This window comes from Enterobacter sp. 725m/11, from assembly GCF_011683705.1.
Taxonomy (GTDB): domain Bacteria; phylum Pseudomonadota; class Gammaproteobacteria; order Enterobacterales; family Enterobacteriaceae; genus Enterobacter; species Enterobacter bugandensis.
The window spans coordinates 53,111-69,784 of the sequence record NZ_JAAQOK010000019.1 but is presented as its reverse complement, the minus strand read 5'-3'; the positions used below and the strand labels follow the sequence as shown (position 1 = coordinate 69,784).

Here is a 16,674-nt window from a genome sequence, read left to right as displayed (position 1 = left end):
GAAATAAAAAAGCGTCCCTGTCGGCGTATCCGACAGGGAGCATTAAGAAGACATTAATGCGCCGGGTGATGAACGGCGTTAAAACCCAGTTTCTTGAGCAACGTCGCAGCCGCTGCGTCATCGCACATCACATACAGGGAAGACCACTCGCGGCGCTCAACGTAGTTCTTGCGCAGCTTATCAAATTCACCCGGGATCCCCGCCACCTTACGCAGCAGCGCATCGTCGCGGCGCACATCATACACCAAATGCACCAGCCTTTTCAGCGTTGCCTGATCGAGCGGGCCATGCAGGGTAATGCGGCCAAATTCAGGCGCGGGGAGTAAAGTATCAAGCGCCACCTGCTGCGGATGGCCGATAAAGGCGCTGTAGGCTTCAAACACCTGCGTCGTGCCGCGCGCTTTGCCTTCAAGCGTATAGCCCGCGATATGCGCGGTGGCAACGTCAACCTTGTTCAGCAGCTCAACGTTGAGATCCGGCTCCGGCTCCCAGACGTCCAGCACCACGCTGAGATTTTTTCCTTCATTCAGACATTTCAGCAGCGCGGCATTATCCACCACCGGGCCACGGCAGGCATTAATCAGAATAGTGCCAGCCTTCAGACGGCGAATCAGCGCCTCGTCCGCCAGATGCAGGGACTTATACGGCCCTTCTTTAAACAGCGGCGTGTGGAACGTCAGCACATCGCACTGTTCAACCAGCTCATCCAGCGCGCGGAAATCCTCGTCGTCACCGTTGTCTTTACGCGGCGGATCGCACAGCAGCGTGCGGATACCTAACGCTTCAAGGCGCTTTTGCAGACGCCCGCCGACGTTACCCACGCCGACAATCCCCACGGTGCGGTCTTTCAGCGCAAAACCATCGCGCTCGGCCAGCATCAGCAGCGAGGAGAAAACGTATTCCACGACGGCAATGGCATTACAGCCCGGCGCGGCGGAAAAACCGATTCCGGCCTGCTTCAGCCACTGATCATCCACATGATCGGTCCCTGCCGTTGCGGTTCCGACAAACTTAATCGCTTTACCGGCAAGCAACGCCTCATTTACTTTGGTCACCGAGCGCACCATCAGCGCGTCTGCGTCATCCAGTTCGTTAACCGGGATCGGGCGACCAGGGACAGCCTTAACGTCGCCGAGGCGGCTAAACAGCTCGCGGGCGTAAGGCATATTTTCATCAACGAGGATTTTCACGTCTGAGTACCTGTTTGAGAGGAAGAAAACCTGCCAAGTGTGCCATAATCTGGCCGCCAGGCATATACGTATGCCGGGTTTACGCTGAGTTTTGACTTTAAGGATTTTTGACGATGCAGCCCATTTCAGGTACGCCGCCACGCCCTCCGGGTGAAGGCCCTGTCACGCCAAACGTTGCCGGTGAACAGCCACTTTCCACGCAACAGCGCACCGTGCTGGAGCGACTGATCACGCGCCTGATAGCGCTGACTTCGCAGCAAAACGCGGAAGTCTGGGCCGGGGTAAAGCATGATTTAGGCGTGAGGAACGACGCACCGCTGCAGTCGCGCCATTTCCCTGCCGCCGAGCAAAATCTCAACCAGCGTATTACGACCGCGCAGCAGAACCACACCACGCGTCAGATTGTCACGCAGTTGACCGAGCTGCTGGGCCAGGGAAATAACCGTCAGGCTGTCAGTGACTTTATCCGTCAGCAGTATGGTCAGACCGCACTGAGCCAGCTGACGCCAGACCAGCTTAAAACCGTGCTGACGCTGTTGCAGAACAATCAGTTGTCTATTCCGCAGCCTCAGGTGCGCCCCTCAACCGAGCGCCCGCTGCAGCCTGCCGAGCACAACACGCTGAACCAGATGGTGACCAAACTGGCCGCCGCCACCGGCGAGTCGACGAAGCTTATCTGGCAATCCATGCTGGAACTGTCCGGCGTGAAGGCGGGCGAGCTGATTCCGGCCAAACAGTTTACCCATCTGGTGACCTGGCTCCAGGCGCGCCAGACGCTCAGCACCCAGAGCGCCCCTACCCTGCATACCGTTCAGGCGGCGCTTAAACAGCCGCTGGAACCACACGAGTTCGAGGTGATTCGGGATTACGCCCAGCAGAACTGGCAGGCCACGCCGCAAACGGTACTGACCACCGCGCAGGTGCAGGATGTGCTGAATCAGATCTTTGTTCGCCGCGCCGAGCGGGAAGGCGGCGTGCCGGAGGTAAGAAACGTTCAGCCGATCTACAGCCCGCTGTTTGCGCCCGTTGTGGAGACGTTCAGAACGCTCTCTGCCCGCCCGGGATTAATGTTGATTGCATTATTGATTGCGCTGGCGATTTTCTGGCTGGTTGCCTGAGGATTTGCCCGGTGGCGCTACGCTTACCGGGCCTACAACGGCTCGAACCGTAGGCCGGGTAAGGCGCAGCCGCCACCCGGCGACAACAGTTAATTTCTGCGAAACGCCACCAGCGTCACCACGATCCCCACCACCGCAGAAACCGCGCCGGCCAGGAAGACGGACGGGTAGCCAAACGAGGTGGCTAACAGACCCGCCAGCGGCCCGGTTACGCCGTATGAGATATCCTGAAACGCCGCATAGCCGCCCAGCGCCGTACCGCGGACCTGCGGCGCCACGCGCTTCACCACCTCAACGCCCAGCGCCGGGAAGATCAGCGAGCAGCCGCAGCCGGTTAACGCCGCACCAAGCAGCGCAACGGAGGCGACCGGCGCCTGCCAGAGCAACACCAGCCCAACGGTTTCAATCACCAGCGATGCCACCGCCACCTTCACGCCGCCAAAGCGATCCGGCATCCAGCCGAACAGGACACGCATCAGGACAAACGCGCCGCCAAAGGCCGTCAGCGTAAAGCCCGCCATTGCCCAGCCGCGGCTCATGAAATAGAGGGAGACGAAGGTACCAATCACCGCGAAGCCTACTCCCTGAAGCGCCAGCCCCAGCCCTGGCTGCCAGATTTGCCCCACCACACTCCACAGCGAAGGACGTTCGCCTTTATGGGCGGGCACCTTGCGTACCGAACCGTTAAAAGCCCACGCCAGCAGCGGTAATACCATGGTGGTTGCTGCCAGTACCGCAAAACCAAACTGGCTGTGGATCAGCAAACCCAGCGGCGCGCCTGCAGCCAGTGCGCCATAAATCGCCATCCCGTTCCATGACATCACTTTGCCGGAGCGCGCAGGCCCCACCAGCCCCATCCCCCAGGTCAGGGTACCGGTCAGCAGCTGGCTTTCACCGAAGCCAAGGATTAAACGGCCCACCACCAGCAGCGCAAATTTATACGCGGCGTCGACCGGCAGGAGAGCGGCCAGCAGCCACGCGCCCCCCGCCAGACCGCAGGCAAACATGCCCTGCAGCGCCGAGCGTTTTGCACCGTGCTGATCGGCCAGCCGTCCTGCGTAGCCGCGGGTTAATACCGTGGCTAAAAACTGAATGCCCACAGCAATGCCGACCATGGTGTTGCCATAGCCGAGTTCCTGATGAACGAACAGTGGGATCACCGGCAGCGGCAGGCCAACGGTCATGTAGGTCAGGAATACCGCAAAGGCGATGCGGAAAAGAGAAAGGTTCCCGGAAGGAGTGCCCTTCTCGGGGGTAACAGCCTTCATGCATAACTCCGTGTTCAGGCATAAAAAAAGGGAGCCTTCCGGCTCCCTTCTATTATACATTCAAACGCTTATGCTTTCAGCTTGCGCATAACCAGCGTGGCGTTGGTGCCGCCGAAGCCGAAGCTGTTGGACATGACGGTGGTCAGCGTCGCTTCCGTTGGTTTGGTCACGATGTTCAGGCCAGCCGCCTGCTCGTCCATCTCGTCGATGTTGATGCTTGGGGCGATAAAGCCGTTTTCCAGCATCAGCAGAGAGTAGATCGCTTCCTGCACGCCCGCCGCACCCAGAGAGTGACCGGTCATGGCTTTGGTGGCAGAGATAGCCGGGCTGTTGTCGCCGAACACTTCGCGGATCGCACCCAGCTCTTTCACGTCACCTACCGGAGTAGAGGTACCGTGGGAGTTCAGGTAGTCGATTGGGGTATCAACACCGTGCATCGCCATCTTCATGCAGCGCACCGCGCCTTCGCCGGACGGAGCAACCATGTCGGCGCCGTCGGACGTTGCGCCGTAGCCCACGATCTCAGCGTAGATGTGCGCCCCGCGCGCCAGCGCGTGCTCAAGCTCTTCAACCACAACCATACCGCCGCCGCCCGCGATGACGAAACCGTCACGGTGCGCATCGTAGGTACGGGAGGCTTTGTCTGGGGTTTCGTTGTACTTGGTGGACAGTGCGCCCATCGCGTCGAACTCACAGGCCATTTCCCAGCCCAGCTCTTCGCCGCCGCCAGCAAATACGATGTCCTGTTTGCCCAGCTGGATCTGCTCAACCGCGTTGCCGATACAGTGTGCGGAAGTCGCACACGCGGAGCTGATGGAGTAGTTCACACCGTGAATTTTGAACGGGGTCGCCAGGCACGCGGAAACCGCAGAACCCATGGCTTTAGTCACCACGTACGGACCTACCGCTTTCAGACCACGCGGGCTACGCATTGCGTCAGCACCGAATACCTGCGCTTTAGAGGAACCGCCGGAACCGGCAATCAGGCCCACGCGCGGGTTGTTCTGATAAACCTCTTCGCTCAGGCCGGAATCTTTGATCGCTTCCTGCATGGAGAGATAAGCATAAATAGAGGCATCGTTCATGAAACGAACCACTTTGCGGTCAATCAAACCGGTGGTGTCCAGTTTGACGTTACCCCATACGTGGCTACGCATACCTGAATCTTTAAACTCTTCAGAGAAAGTGATCCCGGAGCGTCCTTCACGCAGAGATGCCAGGACTTCCTGCTGGTTATTACCGATGCTGGAAACAATGCCCAGGCCAGTAATCACTGCACGTTTCATTCAATACCTCTGTAAGTCGCACTATAAAAAGTTTCGAGTCGCACAATAGCGTACACTTGTACGCCGAACAAGTCCGATCAGACATTTTCTGCGGAAATTTGCACCGATGGACTCACATCGTTAAGATCGTGCCACTGCCTGTCAGACGAGTAACTTACGTGAAACAAAACGCTATACAACCCGCCAACCTCGAATTCAACGCTGAGGGTACACCTGTTTCCCGAGATTTTGATGACGTCTACTTTTCTAATGATAACGGACTCGAAGAAACCCGCTATGTTTTCCTCGAGGGAAACCAGCTCAGCGCCCGCTTCCCTGCGCACCCGCGCAGTCTGTTCGTTGTTGCGGAAAGCGGCTTCGGAACCGGACTGAATTTTATGACTCTCTGGCAGGCGTTCGATCGATTTCGCGCTGCACACCCCGAGGCTACGCTACAAAGATTACATTTCATCAGTTTTGAAAAATTTCCGCTTACCGCGCACGATCTGCGGCTCGCCCACCAGCGCTGGCCGGAGCTTGCAGCCTGGGCGGAGCAGCTTCAGGCGCAGTGGCCGCCGCATATCGGCGGCTGCCACCGTCTGATTCTGGACGGCGGACGGGTGACGCTGGATTTATGGCTAGGCGACATTAACGACCTGACCGATACGCTTGACGACGCGATGAACCAGACGGTGGACGCGTGGTTCCTTGACGGCTTTGCGCCCGCCAAGAACCCGGACATGTGGAGCCAGCATCTCTTTAGCGCGATGGCCCGGCTGGCGCGTCCCGGCGCAACGCTCGCCACCTTTACCTCGGCCGGCTTTGTTCGCCGCGGCCTGCAGGACGCGGGCTTTACCATGCAGAAGACCAAAGGCTTTGGCCGCAAGCGCGACATGCTGGTCGGCACGATGGAACGGACGCTGGACATTCCCGCTCGGGCTCCCTGGTTTGCACGCAGCGCCAGCGCATCGCGCGAAGTGGCGATCGTTGGCGGAGGGATCGCCAGCGCCCTGCTCTCTCTCGCGCTGCTGCACCGGGGCTGGCAGGTGACACTCTACTGCGCTGACGAGGCACCAGCCAGCGGCGCGTCCGGCAACCGCCAGGGCGCGCTTTACCCGCTTTTAAGCGCGCACGACCCGGCCCTGTTCCAGTTTTTCCCGGCAGCGTTTACCTTCGCTCGCCGCCTGTATGATTCCATTCCGGTGGCATTCGACCATGACTGGTGCGGCGTGACGCAGCTCGGCTGGGATGAAAAAGGCCAGCAAAAAATCGCCCAGATGCTGTCGCTGGGTCTGCCGGAGGAGATTGCCCGCGCGGTCAGTGCGCAAGAGGTGGCAGACATGGCGGGCGTGGAAACCGGCTGTGGCGGCATTCAATATCCGCTCGGCGGCTGGCTGTGCCCGGCTGAACTGACCGCGGCGGCGATTAGCCTGGCGCAGTCACGCGGGCTGAGGGTGCATTATGCTCATAAGGTTGAATCGTTTAGCCGGTCAGAACGGTGGACTCTGCATTTTGCTGATGGCAAAGCGGCACACCATGCCAGCGTTGTGCTGGCAAACGGACATAACATCAGCCAGTTTATCCAGACCGAGACGTTGCCGGTTTATCCGGCCGGCGGCCAGGTAAGCCATATCCCGACCGCGCCCGAACTGAGCAAGCTGCGCCAGGTGCTGTGCTATGACGGCTATCTGACGCCACAAAATCCGTCTAACGGACATCACTGCATCGGCGCCAGCTACCATCGTGGCGAAGCGGATATGCGCTACAGCGAAGCGGATCAGCAGCAAAACCGCCAGCGCCTGATTGACTGCTTCCCGGACGCGGCGTGGGCGAAAGAGGTTGACGTGAGCGAGGGCGAAGCGCGCTGCGGCGTGCGCTGCGCGACCCGCGATCATCTGCCGATGGCGGGAAACGTGCCGGACTATGAAGCCACGCTTGAACTCTATCAGGATCTGGCAGAAAACAAGGAAACGGCGGTAAGTGCCCCGGTTTATCCGGAACTGTTCATGCTGGGCGGATTAGGATCGCGAGGATTGTGCTCCGCGCCGCTGCTGGCTGAAACGTTAGCCGCGCAAATGAGTAATGAACCTGTTCCGCTGGACAGAACCACGCTTGCGGGGCTGAACCCGAATCGACTGTGGGTACGGAAACTGCTGAAGGGGAAAATGGTTAAGTAGGGTGCGGTCGAATCCCCTCTCCCCAAAGGGGAGAGGGAAGAGTAGGCAGCGGCTTAGCGTTTAGCCTGCTGGAATAAATTGTCCCACATCCCCAGCACCAGAGACTGGTCGCGCGGAGAGAGCTCCCCGGCCAGAATGGCTTTTTCCAGGCTGCGCGTGACTTCAGCGTGAACGGCGTCGGCAGAGTGATCGTCACCTGCTTCCAGCTCGGCTACCGCCAGCGTCAGGTGACCACGCAGATAACCGCTGGCGAACAGCTCATCATCACTGGCGTGTTCCACCATGTCATCAATTAACGCCAGAATGCGTGATTCAAATTCTGCGATCATCTTCTTTCCTCTGTTAAAGATCTTCCGGCCAAGGGAAGCATTCCGCCGTGATCTCCGGCGTGTGGTAATAATTCTGTAAAGCCTCGATCAGGCGCGCCGGACGTTCCGGGATGCCTTTCTCAAGATACTCCATCACCTGCGCATGCACGCGGCGCTGGAAGACGATACGGTCTGGCTCGAAGTCGCCTTCAAGGTTGTCACAGCTCACGTTGAACGGGAAACCCGCCGCCACGCAGAACAGCCACTCCAGCGCCTGCGGTTTCACCTCTACATCTTCGAACTGCCCCTGGGTGGCGGCGTCGCGCCCGTCCGGACAGTACCAGTAACCGAAGTCCACCAGCTCGCGACGCGCTTTCCCCGCGATGCACCAGTGCGAAATCTCGTGCAAACCGCTGGCGTAAAAGCCGTGGGCAAAGACGATGCGGTTGTACGGAACCTCTGCATCAGCAGGAAGATAGATCGGTTCGTCGTCGCCTTTAATCAGACGGGTATTAAAATCATCAGCAAAACAGCTATCGAAGATCTCAATCAGCTGTTCGTATTTATGCGTACTGTTCATTACTTCATCCCCAACCAGGTGAGGATCTCCTGTCCATGGCTGTCATAAAGAAGTTTGGCGCTCATCACCGCCGAGACGACAACAATCATCGGGCGGATCAGCTTTTGCCCTTTGCTTAATACCAGACGCGAGCCTGCGCGCGCGCCCAAAAACTGCCCTGCCATCATCACAAACCCGGTTGCCCAGATAACCTTGCCGCCAATGATAAACAGCAGCAGGCCGCCGACGTTCGAGGTCGCATTCAGCACCTTGGCGTGGGCGGTGGATTTGGCGAGGTTAAAGCCGGCCAGCGTCACGAACGCCAGCGCGTAAAACGAGCCTGCCCCCGGGCCAAAGAAGCCGTCGTAAAAGCCAACGCAGCCACCGGCAATCAGCGCAAACGGCAGGCCGTGCAGCCGCCGCGCCCGGTCTTCCTCGCCGAGCTTAGGCATCAGCAGGAAATAGAGACCGATGCAGATAACCAGAATCGGCAGGATCTGGCGCAAAATATCCGACTGCACGTGCTGCACCAGCAGCGCGCCCGACGTTGAGCCGATAAAGGTCATCAGGATATTGAGCTTTTGATCGGCGAGATTCACCACCTTGCGGCGGATAAAATAGAGCGACGCCGAGAGCGAGCCGCCGCAGGCCTGCAGCTTATTGGTGGCAAGCGCCTGCGCCGGGCTCATGCCCGCCGCCAGCAGCGCGGGCACGGTTAACAGCCCGCCGCCGCCCGCGAGCGCATCGATAAAACCGGCCAACATGGCCACAAAGAACAGCACCACCAGCAGCAGCGGTGACACCATAAACAGATCGACGAAATTATCCATTAAAGTACATGCTCATCCAGTAGCGCCTGGCAGGAAGGCGGCAACGGAGGCGGTGTCTTCTTCTCAGGCTTAGAGGTTCCAGGTTTTGCCGGCTCAAACCAGCTTTGCAGTTCGTAACCACAGCCATCGCCTGGCGGCGGTAGCGGCTGATCTTCACATTCCAGGCTGTTCGCCGGGCAGCGCAGACGAACGTGCATATGCGCACGATGCTGGAACCACGGGCGCACTTTGCGCAGCCAGTCGCGATCCGTCCCCGCATCCAGACAAAGCTGCTGCTTGATCGCCGGGTTGACGAAAATCCGCGTGACGTCGTTATCTTTCGCCGCCAGCTTGATCAGGCTCGAAATATCCCGTGACCACAGTGATGGCACCACGCTTTTGCCGTCGCGCGACACCAGATCCAGCGCCTGCGGCTTCAGCAGCTGCGCAGACGTCCAGCGCGTTTTCGGCAGCTGCAGGAAGATGTCGACATCCAGTCCGGTCTGGTGGCTGGCGTGCCCGCCGTTAAAGCGGCCACCGGCAGGCATCCCCATATCGCCAATCAGCATCGTCCCCAGCCCCAGGTTATGCACCTGGTTCCCCAGTCGCTGAATGAACAGCACCAGATCAGGGTGGCCGAAGTAACGACGCTGGTCGGTACGCATCACCTGATAGGTATCTGATTGCAGCGGCAGCTCCTGCGCGCCCACGATACAGCCGTTAGAGAAGGCGCCGATGGACTGCGCGCTTCCCGCCACCGGATGGGTGATTTTTTGCCACGGCGTGGCGGCCAGACTGGCTCCACTGGCCAGCAGCGCCAGCAGAGCAATTGCGGTTTTTTTCATGTTTACCAGCGTGGAATGGTGGTCGTCACGTCCGCGTTCTGCGCGCGCTGGCGCAGGAAGTGATCCATCAGCACGATCGCCAGCATCGCTTCCGCGATCGGCACCGCGCGGATCCCCACGCACGGATCGTGACGACCTTTGGTGATCATCTCAACTTCTTCGCCTGAGCGGTTAATCGTGTGGCCCGGCACGGTGATGCTTGAGGTCGGCTTCAGCGCGATGTTGGCAATAATCTGCTGTCCACTGCTGATACCGCCGAGAATGCCGCCCGCATGGTTGCTCTGGAAGCCCGCTTTCGTGATTTCGTCGCGGTTCTGGCTGCCGCGAAGCGCCACCACGTCGAAGCCGTCGCCAATCTCGACGCCCTTCACCGCGTTGATGCTCATCAGCGCGTGGGCGATATCGGCGTCGAGACGGTCAAATACCGGCTCGCCCCAGCCAGCCGGGACGCCATCTGCCACCACGGTGACTTTCGCACCAATGGAGTCGCCCTCTTTTTTCAGGCCGCGCATCAGTTCGTCCAGCGCGTCAAGCTTATCCGCATCGGCGCAGAAGAACGGGTTTTGCTCGACCTGATCCCAGTCCTTGATCGCCAGCGGAATGTCGCCCATCTGGGTCAGACAGCCGCGAATGACGATGCCAAATTTCTGCTGCAAATACTTTTTAGCAATCGCGCCAGCGGCCACGCGCATCGCGGTTTCACGCGCGGAAGAGCGTCCGCCGCCACGATAGTCGCGAAAGCCGTACTTTTGCTCGTAGGTGTAGTCGGCATGGCCCGGGCGGAACACGTCCTTGATAGCACCGTAGTCCTGAGAGCGCTGATCGGTGTTTTCAATCAGCAGACCAATGCTGGTGCCGGTGGTGCGGCCTTCAAAAACGCCGGAGAGAATTTTGACCTGGTCCGGCTCGCGACGCTGCGTGGTGTAGCGAGAGGTGCCCGGACGACGGCGGTCAAGGTCGTGCTGTAAATCTGCTTCGGTCAGTTCGATGCCTGGCGGTACGCCATCAACGATACAGCCCAGCGCCAGCCCGTGCGACTCGCCAAAGGTGGTCACGCGGAATAACTGTCCAATACTGTTTCCTGCCATCACGGCTCCGATGTTGTTGTTTGTGTTTGAGCGTTGTGAAACGGGCCGAAGCCCGCTGGATTAATCTTTATAGATGCTGAAATGTTCGCGCGCGTCGAGCAGCTGCGCTTTGGTCAGCATAAAGACGCCGTCACCGCCGTTGTCGAACTCAAGCCAGGTGAACGGCACATCCGGGTACTGCTCTATCAGATGTACCATGCTGTTGCCCACTTCACAAATCAGAACGCCGTCATCGGTCAGGTAATCCGGCGCGCAGGCCAGAATGCGGCGGGTCAGCTTCAGGCCGTCAGAGCCTGACGCCAGGCCCAGCTCCGGCTCGTGACGATATTCGTTCGGCAGATCGGACATGTCTTCTGCATCGACGTACGGCGGGTTAGTGACGATCAGATCGTACTGCAGCGTCGGCAGGTCGCGGAACAGGTCAGAGCGGATTGGCGTGACGTGATGGATCAGGCCGTGCTCTTCGATATTGTGTTCGGTCACGGCCAGCGCGTCAGTGGAGATATCGACGGCGTCCACTTCCGCTTCAGGGAAAGCGTAGGCGCAGGCAATAGCGATGCAGCCGCTGCCGGTGCACATATCGAGAATGTGCTGCGGCTGATGGTTAATCAGGCCTTCAAAGTGGTTGTTGATCAGCTCACCAATCGGCGAGCGCGGCACCAGCACACGCTCATCAACATAGAACTCGTGGCCGCAGAACCAGGCTTTGTTGGTCAGGTAAGCCACCGGAATGCGTTCGTTTACGCGACGGATCACGCGCTCAACGATGCGATGTTTTTCGCTGGAGGTCAGGCGCGCGGTGCGCATGTCTTCCGGAATGTCCAGCGGCAGGTAAAGAGACGGCAGCACCAGCTGAACGGCCTCGTCCCACGGGTTATCGGTACCGTGACCGTACCAGATATTGGCGGCGCTGAAGCGGCTAACCGACCAGCGCAACATGTCCTGTATGGTATGCAGCTCGTTTACTGCTTCATCGACAAATATTTTATCCACTCTTTCCTCCAGGGCATGCTCGCATAATTTTCGGCGGCTAGTTTGCCATGAAGACGGCGATAAATCAGCAATGACGCGTACCGCTTGAGGTTAAAAAATGCGTTTAGTCGGGTACACTATCGGAAATACGAAATGAGAATGACGAATGAAAAAGAAAACATCGCTCAGCGAGGAGGATCAGGCTCTCTTCCGCCAGCTGATGACCGGGACGCGTAAAATCGCGCAGGACACGATTGTCCACCGTCCGCAGCGTAAAAAAATCAGCGAAGTTCCGGTCAAACGGCTGCTCCAGGAGCAGGCGGATAACAGCCACTATTTTTCAGATGAATTTCAGCCGCTGCTCAATACGCAGGGGGCGGTGAAGTACGTACGCGAAGACGTCAGCCATTTTGAGCTGAAAAAGTTACGTCGCGGAGATTATTCGCCGGAGCTGTTTCTCGATCTGCACGGTTTGACGCAGATGCAGGCCAAACAGGAGCTGGGGGCGTTGATTGCCGCCTGTCGCCGCGAACATGTTTTTTGCGCCTGCGTGATGCACGGCCACGGTAAACACATTCTGAAGCAACAGACGCCGCTGTGGCTGGCTCAGCACCCGCACGTGATGGCGTTTCATCAGGCACCGAAAGAGTACGGCGGCGATGCCGCATTGCTGGTGTTGATTGAAGTTGAGGAGTGGCAGCCGCCAGAATTGCCCTGACAGAAGGGCGGGAAACACGTAGTACCCCGCCCTGTCACACGTCACGTCAGATGGCTTTTGCCATCTTCAGGTTGCACGGGCTCATTTGCCAGTTGAAGACCCCTTTGCCGGTTTCGTCGAGAGTGACGTTGGCAATGGCGGAAGTGGTGAACATTGGCGGCGTTTCGCCCGGGCACAGCTCAGATACCAGATAGCCGACCAGCGGCAGGTGGGAAATGACCAGAGCGGAAGCGACACCTTCATTGCACAGCGCCTGAAGGTAAGCGCTGACAAGACCGACATCGCCGCATGGCGTCAGCTCAGGGAGAACGTCCACGCTGGATGGCAGGTTCATACACTCCCCTACCACGTCCAGCGTCTGTTCTGCACGCAGGAACGGACTCACCAGAACACGTTCAATGTCCACTTTTTGACCTTTAAGCCACGTCGCCATTTGACGGGATTCGTCACAGCCACAGACGGTTAAAGGACGTACTGAGTCACTGGCGGCATCGAGTGCCGCGTCGCCGTGACGCATGATAAAAACTTGCATATTGCACCGCTTTTGTTAACCAGAATCACCGGCGTTAACTACCCGCGATTAATGCTCTGAGGTAGAAAACCCGATGGCCGGGCATTGTGCCTGATCCATTCGGTGAATGAAACGCTGTTTTTTACCTCAATGGCGTAAGTATAGTCAATCTCTGTTTACAAAATCGCCAGAACAGGTTCATTCACCTCAGGATTTACCCTTCTTTGACTTCAGTTTACGAAATCAGTTTCCCTTGCAGGCCAGAATGTCTGGCCCCGCTCCGCCATCTGCAATAATTCGTCACACGGTGTAAACCGCGGACCGTATTGCGAGGCCAGACGTTGCAAAATGACAACCACTTCACCCGCACCGAGCGTATCCATGTAACGGAACGGGCCGCCAAGGAACGGCGGGAAACCAATACCAAATACCGCGCCGATGTCGCCATCGCGTGCGCTCTTGATCACCTGTTCACCAAAGCAGCGCGCCGCTTCATTGAGCATCATCATCACGCAACGTTCTGCGCACTGAACGGCAGACAGTCTTCCCTGACCGGTGGCCGAAATAAGCCCATAAACCGAAGGGTCGACCTGTTTCTTGCTTTTACGCCCTTTCGCGCCGTAAAGATAGAAACCGCGTTCATTTTTTCTGCCTTTGCGATCGTCCTTCAAAATTGCAGAAACAATGTTTGCAGGCGGGGTAAAACGATCGCCATAAGCCGCTTCCAGCACAGGTATAATTTTAGTGCCGGTGTCTATTCCCACCTCATCCAAAAGTTGGATTGGACCGACGGGGAAGCCAAACTTTACGAGCGCCTCGTCGACGTGCTCGATTTTCTCCCCTTCCGTCAGCAGCCGCATCGCTTCGTTGATATAGGGTGCCAGAATACGGTTGACGTAGAAGCCAGCCTTGTCCGCGACCACAATAGGGGTTTTACCCTGTTTTTTCGCCAGCTTCACCACGGTGGCGATGGTCTGCGGGCTGGTCGTGGCGTGCGGGATCACCTCCACCAGCGGCATTTTTTCGACCGGACTGAAAAAGTGCAGACCAATGACCTGCTCCGGACGAGCAGCTTTCGCCGCGATATCGCCAATCGGTAAAGACGAGGTGTTTGAGGCAAAAATAGTGTGCGGCGCGCAGTGCTGCTCCACGTCAGCCACCATCTGCTGCTTAAGCGCCAGGTCTTCAAATACGGCTTCAATCACCAGGTCCCGGTGCGCAAAACCGCTGTAATCCGTCGTGCCGGAGATCGTCGCCAGGGTTTTATCACGTTCGCTTGCCTTGATATGGCGGCGTTTGACCTTCCGATCAAGGTTCTGCCAGCTGTACTGCAGCGCGTGGTTGATGCCCTTTGCGCTGATGTCTTTGATACGCACGGGCAATTTGCCTTTGCTGGCGGTAACAAACGCGATTCCGCCGCCCATGAGCCCACCGCCCAGCACGCCAACGGCGCGCAGCGGAGCAGGCTCTGCCTCGCTGCCCGGATCTTTTTTCACCTCAGTACTGGCGAAGAAGATGCTGCGCAGCGCCTGCGACTGCGGCGTCATCGCCAGTTCGCCAAAGGCTTTGGCTTCAGCGGCATAGCCGCTGCTGCTGCCCTGCGACAACCCGGTTTCCATCACTTCCAGAATGCGCTTTGCCGCCGGGTAGTTGCCTTTGGTTTTTTGCTCGGTTTTTTTGCCTACCATGTTGAACAGGAGCGCGCGCCCCAGTGGCCCTGCCAGCACGCGCTCGCGTACGGGGAGAGGACGTTTTGTCTGACGTCCCTTCAGCGCCAGCTCAACGGCAGCGTCCAGTAAAATGGTGTGCGGAACGACGTCGTCAACCAACCCCACTTTCAGTGCCTGACGGGGGCGTAGCTGCTTGCCGGTTAAGATCATCTCCAGGGCGGTGCTAACCCCAACCAGACGCGGCAAACGCTGTGTTCCACCCGATCCCGGCAGCAGGCCTAACTGCACTTCTGGCAACCCTAAAACGGTTTTCGGATCGTCAGTGCAGATACGGCTGTGACAGGCCAGCGCCAGCTCCAGCCCGCCGCCCAGGCAGGCACCGTGGATCGCGGCAATAACCGGAATCGGCAGAGCATTGATTTCAGCCATCACCTGCTGTCCCTGACGCGCCAGATCTTCAGCTTCCTGCGCGCTTTTCGCTCGGGCGATCATGTTGATATCGGCCCCGGCAATAAAGTTATCCGGCTTAGCCGAGATAAAGACCAGACCACGAATCGCTTTATTTTCGCGGATCTGCTTAAGCATGGCGTGAACCTGAGTGCCGAATTCAGCCTTCAGGGTATTCATCTTTTCATCAGGCACATCAATAGTGATAACCGCGACGTTATCGAGGCGAACCGTCAGATTAAATGCAGATGGCATATCCATTATTCAGCCTCCAGAACCATTGCTGCGCCAAGGCCGCCCGCCGCGCAGGCGGTGACGAGACCAAATCCACCGCCGCGGCGACGGAGTTCGTGTAGTGTCTGGGTGATCATTCGCGCGCCCGTGGCCGCAAACGGATGGCCGTAGGCGATCGACCCACCCAGCACGTTGAATTTGCTCTGATCCACTTCGCCGGTGGCATGGGCGCGGCCCAGCACGTCGCGTGCAAAACGCTCGCTTGCCAGCAGCTGCACGTTTGCCAGGGTTTGCGCGGCAAAGGCTTCGTGCATATCAATCAGGGTTAAATCCGCCAGCGTTAGCCCCGCACGATCCAGCGCCAGCGGCGTGGACCACGCCGGACCTAACAGCATGTCCTGCCAGACATCAATGGCGGTAAAGGCATAGCTGCGCAAATAGCCCAGCGGCGTGATGCCCAGCTCTTTTGCACGCGACTCCGTCATCAGGATCACCGCAGCAGCACCATCGGTCAGCGGCGTACTGTTGGCCGCCGTCACGGTGCCGTGCTTGCGGTCAAACGCCGGGCGCAGTTTGGCGTAATCCGCCAGCGTCGAGGTGCCACGAATATTGTTGTCTTCAGTAAGAGGCTCTCGATAAGGAGGCGTGTAGGCGGTCATGACCTCGTCGGTGAGTTTGCCCTCCGACCAGGCTTTCGCTGCCAGCTGATGCGAGCGATGCGCCAGCGCATCCTGCTGCTCGCGGGTGATGCCGTAGGTTTTTGCCATCTGCTCGGCGGTATCGCCCATTCGCAGGCCAGTCGAATATTCCGCGACGGCAGGTGGCACGGGCAAGAGATCGCGCAGGCGTAAACGCGAGAAGAGTTTGAGCTTCGCACCGGTGGTGCGGGCTTTATTAGCATCCACCAGAATGCGGGCCAGCTTTTTACTGACTCCAATCGGCAGTACGGAGGAAGAATCGGCGCCACCTGCGATCCCGGCGCGAATGGTGCCCGCCATCAGACTTTCCGCCACGTTTGCTACCGCCTGGAAGCTGGTCGCGCACGCGCGGCTGACGCTGTAGGCATCGGTATGAACGTTCATGCCTGTACCGAGAACAATCTCCCGCGCAATGTTAGGGGCTTCAGGCATCTGCACCACCTGGCCGAAGACCAGCTGTTCGATTACCTCAGGCGGAATTTCGCTGCGAGCCAGCATCTCCCCCACTACCATTTTCCCCAGATCGACAGCCGGTATACCGTGAAACGCCGTCGCCTGACGTGCAAACGGCGTACGCAGACCGCTGACAATGGCAATGCGGTCACCTTGTCGGGTGATTAACGGTAATGCCTGACTCATAACCTTCCCCTGTGAAAAATTTTACATGACTATAAAGTGGTCTGACCTGATAACAGTCTTAACCATTTTTTTACATTCAGCCAATCGGGGAAGCTTAAAAATGCGAGGTAAAACACAGAGAAAAAAAAGAAAATGCCCCTGCATGGCAGAGGCAATTG

15 protein-coding genes are annotated in these 16,674 nt (G+C 58.3%); 3 read left to right on the top strand and 12 right to left on the bottom strand.

Annotated features, from left to right (window positions below; genetic code table 11):
- Window positions 1–53 precede the first annotated feature (53 nt).
- Entirely contained in the window at window positions 54–1,190 is a 1,137-nt protein-coding gene (gene pdxB / locus HBA26_RS10480; RefSeq protein ID WP_126345367.1) for a 4-phosphoerythronate dehydrogenase PdxB, read from the bottom strand.
- A 113-nt stretch (window positions 1,191–1,303) separates the two neighbouring features.
- On the opposite strand from pdxB, the gene flk reads away from it, so the two are divergent.
- Complete coding sequence (flk, locus tag HBA26_RS10475) at window positions 1,304–2,308, top strand: flagella biosynthesis regulator Flk (RefSeq protein WP_028013964.1); 1,005 nt, start codon at window positions 1,304–1,306, stop codon at window positions 2,306–2,308.
- 89 nt (window positions 2,309–2,397) lie between these two features.
- On the opposite strand, the gene HBA26_RS10470 is transcribed toward flk, so the two are convergent.
- Window positions 2,398–3,576: an MFS transporter gene (locus HBA26_RS10470; RefSeq protein WP_045259679.1), complete on the bottom strand. Its 1,179-nt coding sequence runs from the start codon at window positions 3,574–3,576 to the stop codon at window positions 2,398–2,400.
- Between the two features lie 68 nt (window positions 3,577–3,644).
- Window positions 3,645–4,862: a beta-ketoacyl-ACP synthase I gene (fabB, locus tag HBA26_RS10465; RefSeq protein WP_023336433.1), complete on the bottom strand. Its 1,218-nt coding sequence runs from the start codon at window positions 4,860–4,862 to the stop codon at window positions 3,645–3,647.
- A 158-nt stretch (window positions 4,863–5,020) separates the two neighbouring features.
- On the opposite strand from fabB, the gene mnmC reads away from it, so the two are divergent.
- Entirely contained in the window at window positions 5,021–7,018 is a 1,998-nt protein-coding gene (mnmC, locus tag HBA26_RS10460; RefSeq protein WP_126345368.1) for a bifunctional tRNA (5-methylaminomethyl-2-thiouridine)(34)-methyltransferase MnmD/FAD-dependent 5-carboxymethylaminomethyl-2-thiouridine(34) oxidoreductase MnmC, read from the top strand.
- Between the two features lie 53 nt (window positions 7,019–7,071).
- On the opposite strand, the gene HBA26_RS10455 is transcribed toward mnmC, so the two are convergent.
- Genes HBA26_RS10455 through prmB form a run of 6 tightly spaced genes read right to left on the bottom strand, consistent with a single transcriptional unit; the run spans window position 7,072 to window position 11,620 of the window.
- A complete protein-coding gene (locus HBA26_RS10455) occupies window positions 7,072–7,347 on the bottom strand; it encodes a YfcL family protein (protein ID WP_028013966.1) in 276 nt (91 codons plus the stop codon).
- A 13-nt stretch (window positions 7,348–7,360) separates the two neighbouring features.
- Window positions 7,361–7,906 carry an elongation factor P hydroxylase gene (locus HBA26_RS10450; protein WP_045259677.1) on the bottom strand — a complete coding sequence of 182 codons (546 nt, stop codon included), beginning with the start codon at window positions 7,904–7,906 and terminating at the stop codon, window positions 7,361–7,363.
- Entirely contained in the window at window positions 7,906–8,715 is an 810-nt protein-coding gene (locus tag HBA26_RS10445) for a sulfite exporter TauE/SafE family protein (RefSeq protein ID WP_126345369.1), read from the bottom strand. Before HBA26_RS10445 ends, HBA26_RS10450 begins: the two co-directional genes overlap by 1 nt.
- Window positions 8,715–9,539, bottom strand: a complete 825-nt coding sequence (gene mepA, locus HBA26_RS10440) for a penicillin-insensitive murein endopeptidase (protein ID WP_041908880.1) — start codon at window positions 9,537–9,539, stop codon at window positions 8,715–8,717. Before mepA ends, HBA26_RS10445 begins: the two co-directional genes overlap by 1 nt.
- A 2-nt stretch (window positions 9,540–9,541) precedes the next feature.
- Window positions 9,542–10,627, bottom strand: a complete 1,086-nt coding sequence (gene aroC, locus HBA26_RS10435; RefSeq protein ID WP_028013970.1) for a chorismate synthase — start codon at window positions 10,625–10,627, stop codon at window positions 9,542–9,544.
- Between the two features lie 60 nt (window positions 10,628–10,687).
- Window positions 10,688–11,620 carry a 50S ribosomal protein L3 N(5)-glutamine methyltransferase gene (gene prmB, locus HBA26_RS10430; protein ID WP_023312578.1) on the bottom strand — a complete coding sequence of 311 codons (933 nt, stop codon included), beginning with the start codon at window positions 11,618–11,620 and terminating at the stop codon, window positions 10,688–10,690.
- Window positions 11,621–11,765: 145 nt separating this feature from the next.
- Between prmB and smrB the strand changes: the two genes are divergently transcribed.
- The gene (gene smrB / locus HBA26_RS10425; RefSeq protein WP_008502613.1) at window positions 11,766–12,317 is read left to right on the top strand and encodes an endonuclease SmrB; all 552 of its coding nucleotides are present in this window, start codon (window positions 11,766–11,768) and stop codon (window positions 12,315–12,317) included.
- A gap of 46 nt (window positions 12,318–12,363) precedes the next feature.
- On the opposite strand, the gene sixA is transcribed toward smrB, so the two are convergent.
- The 3 genes from sixA to fadI all read right to left on the bottom strand — a co-directional run bounded on the left by sixA (window position 12,364) and on the right by fadI (window position 16,516).
- The gene (gene sixA, locus HBA26_RS10420; protein ID WP_003861375.1) at window positions 12,364–12,849 is read right to left on the bottom strand and encodes a phosphohistidine phosphatase SixA; all 486 of its coding nucleotides are present in this window, start codon (window positions 12,847–12,849) and stop codon (window positions 12,364–12,366) included.
- A gap of 209 nt (window positions 12,850–13,058) precedes the next feature.
- Window positions 13,059–15,206: a fatty acid oxidation complex subunit alpha FadJ gene (gene fadJ / locus HBA26_RS10415; RefSeq protein WP_063155682.1), complete on the bottom strand. Its 2,148-nt coding sequence runs from the start codon at window positions 15,204–15,206 to the stop codon at window positions 13,059–13,061.
- Window positions 15,206–16,516, bottom strand: coding sequence for an acetyl-CoA C-acyltransferase FadI (gene fadI, locus HBA26_RS10410; RefSeq protein ID WP_126345370.1), 1,311 nt, complete (start codon window positions 16,514–16,516; stop codon window positions 15,206–15,208). The genes fadJ and fadI overlap by 1 nt, the downstream gene beginning before the upstream one ends.
- Between the last annotated feature and the right edge of the window lie 158 nt (window positions 16,517–16,674).

What these genes read in the sequence shown, in the direction of transcription:
- fadI (WP_126345370.1), bottom strand. Translation starts at nt 16,516, where the DNA reads ATGAGTCAGGCATTACCGTTAATCACCCGACAAGGTGACCGCATTGCC.
- fabB (WP_023336433.1), bottom strand. Translation starts at nt 4,862, where the DNA reads ATGAAACGTGCAGTGATTACTGGCCTGGGCATTGTTTCCAGCATCGGT.
- aroC (WP_028013970.1), bottom strand. Translation starts at nt 10,627, where the DNA reads ATGGCAGGAAACAGTATTGGACAGTTATTCCGCGTGACCACCTTTGGC.
- HBA26_RS10445 (WP_126345369.1), bottom strand. Translation starts at nt 8,715, where the DNA reads ATGGATAATTTCGTCGATCTGTTTATGGTGTCACCGCTGCTGCTGGTG.
- HBA26_RS10455 (WP_028013966.1), bottom strand. Translation starts at nt 7,347, where the DNA reads ATGATCGCAGAATTTGAATCACGCATTCTGGCGTTAATTGATGACATG.
- mepA (WP_041908880.1), bottom strand. Translation starts at nt 9,539, where the DNA reads ATGAAAAAAACCGCAATTGCTCTGCTGGCGCTGCTGGCCAGTGGAGCC.
- smrB (WP_008502613.1), top strand. Translation starts at nt 11,766, where the DNA reads ATGAAAAAGAAAACATCGCTCAGCGAGGAGGATCAGGCTCTCTTCCGC.
- fadJ (WP_063155682.1), bottom strand. Translation starts at nt 15,206, where the DNA reads ATGGATATGCCATCTGCATTTAATCTGACGGTTCGCCTCGATAACGTC.
- HBA26_RS10450 (WP_045259677.1), bottom strand. Translation starts at nt 7,906, where the DNA reads ATGAACAGTACGCATAAATACGAACAGCTGATTGAGATCTTCGATAGC.
- HBA26_RS10470 (WP_045259679.1), bottom strand. Translation starts at nt 3,576, where the DNA reads ATGAAGGCTGTTACCCCCGAGAAGGGCACTCCTTCCGGGAACCTTTCT.
- flk (WP_028013964.1), top strand. Translation starts at nt 1,304, where the DNA reads ATGCAGCCCATTTCAGGTACGCCGCCACGCCCTCCGGGTGAAGGCCCT.
- sixA (WP_003861375.1), bottom strand. Translation starts at nt 12,849, where the DNA reads ATGCAAGTTTTTATCATGCGTCACGGCGACGCGGCACTCGATGCCGCC.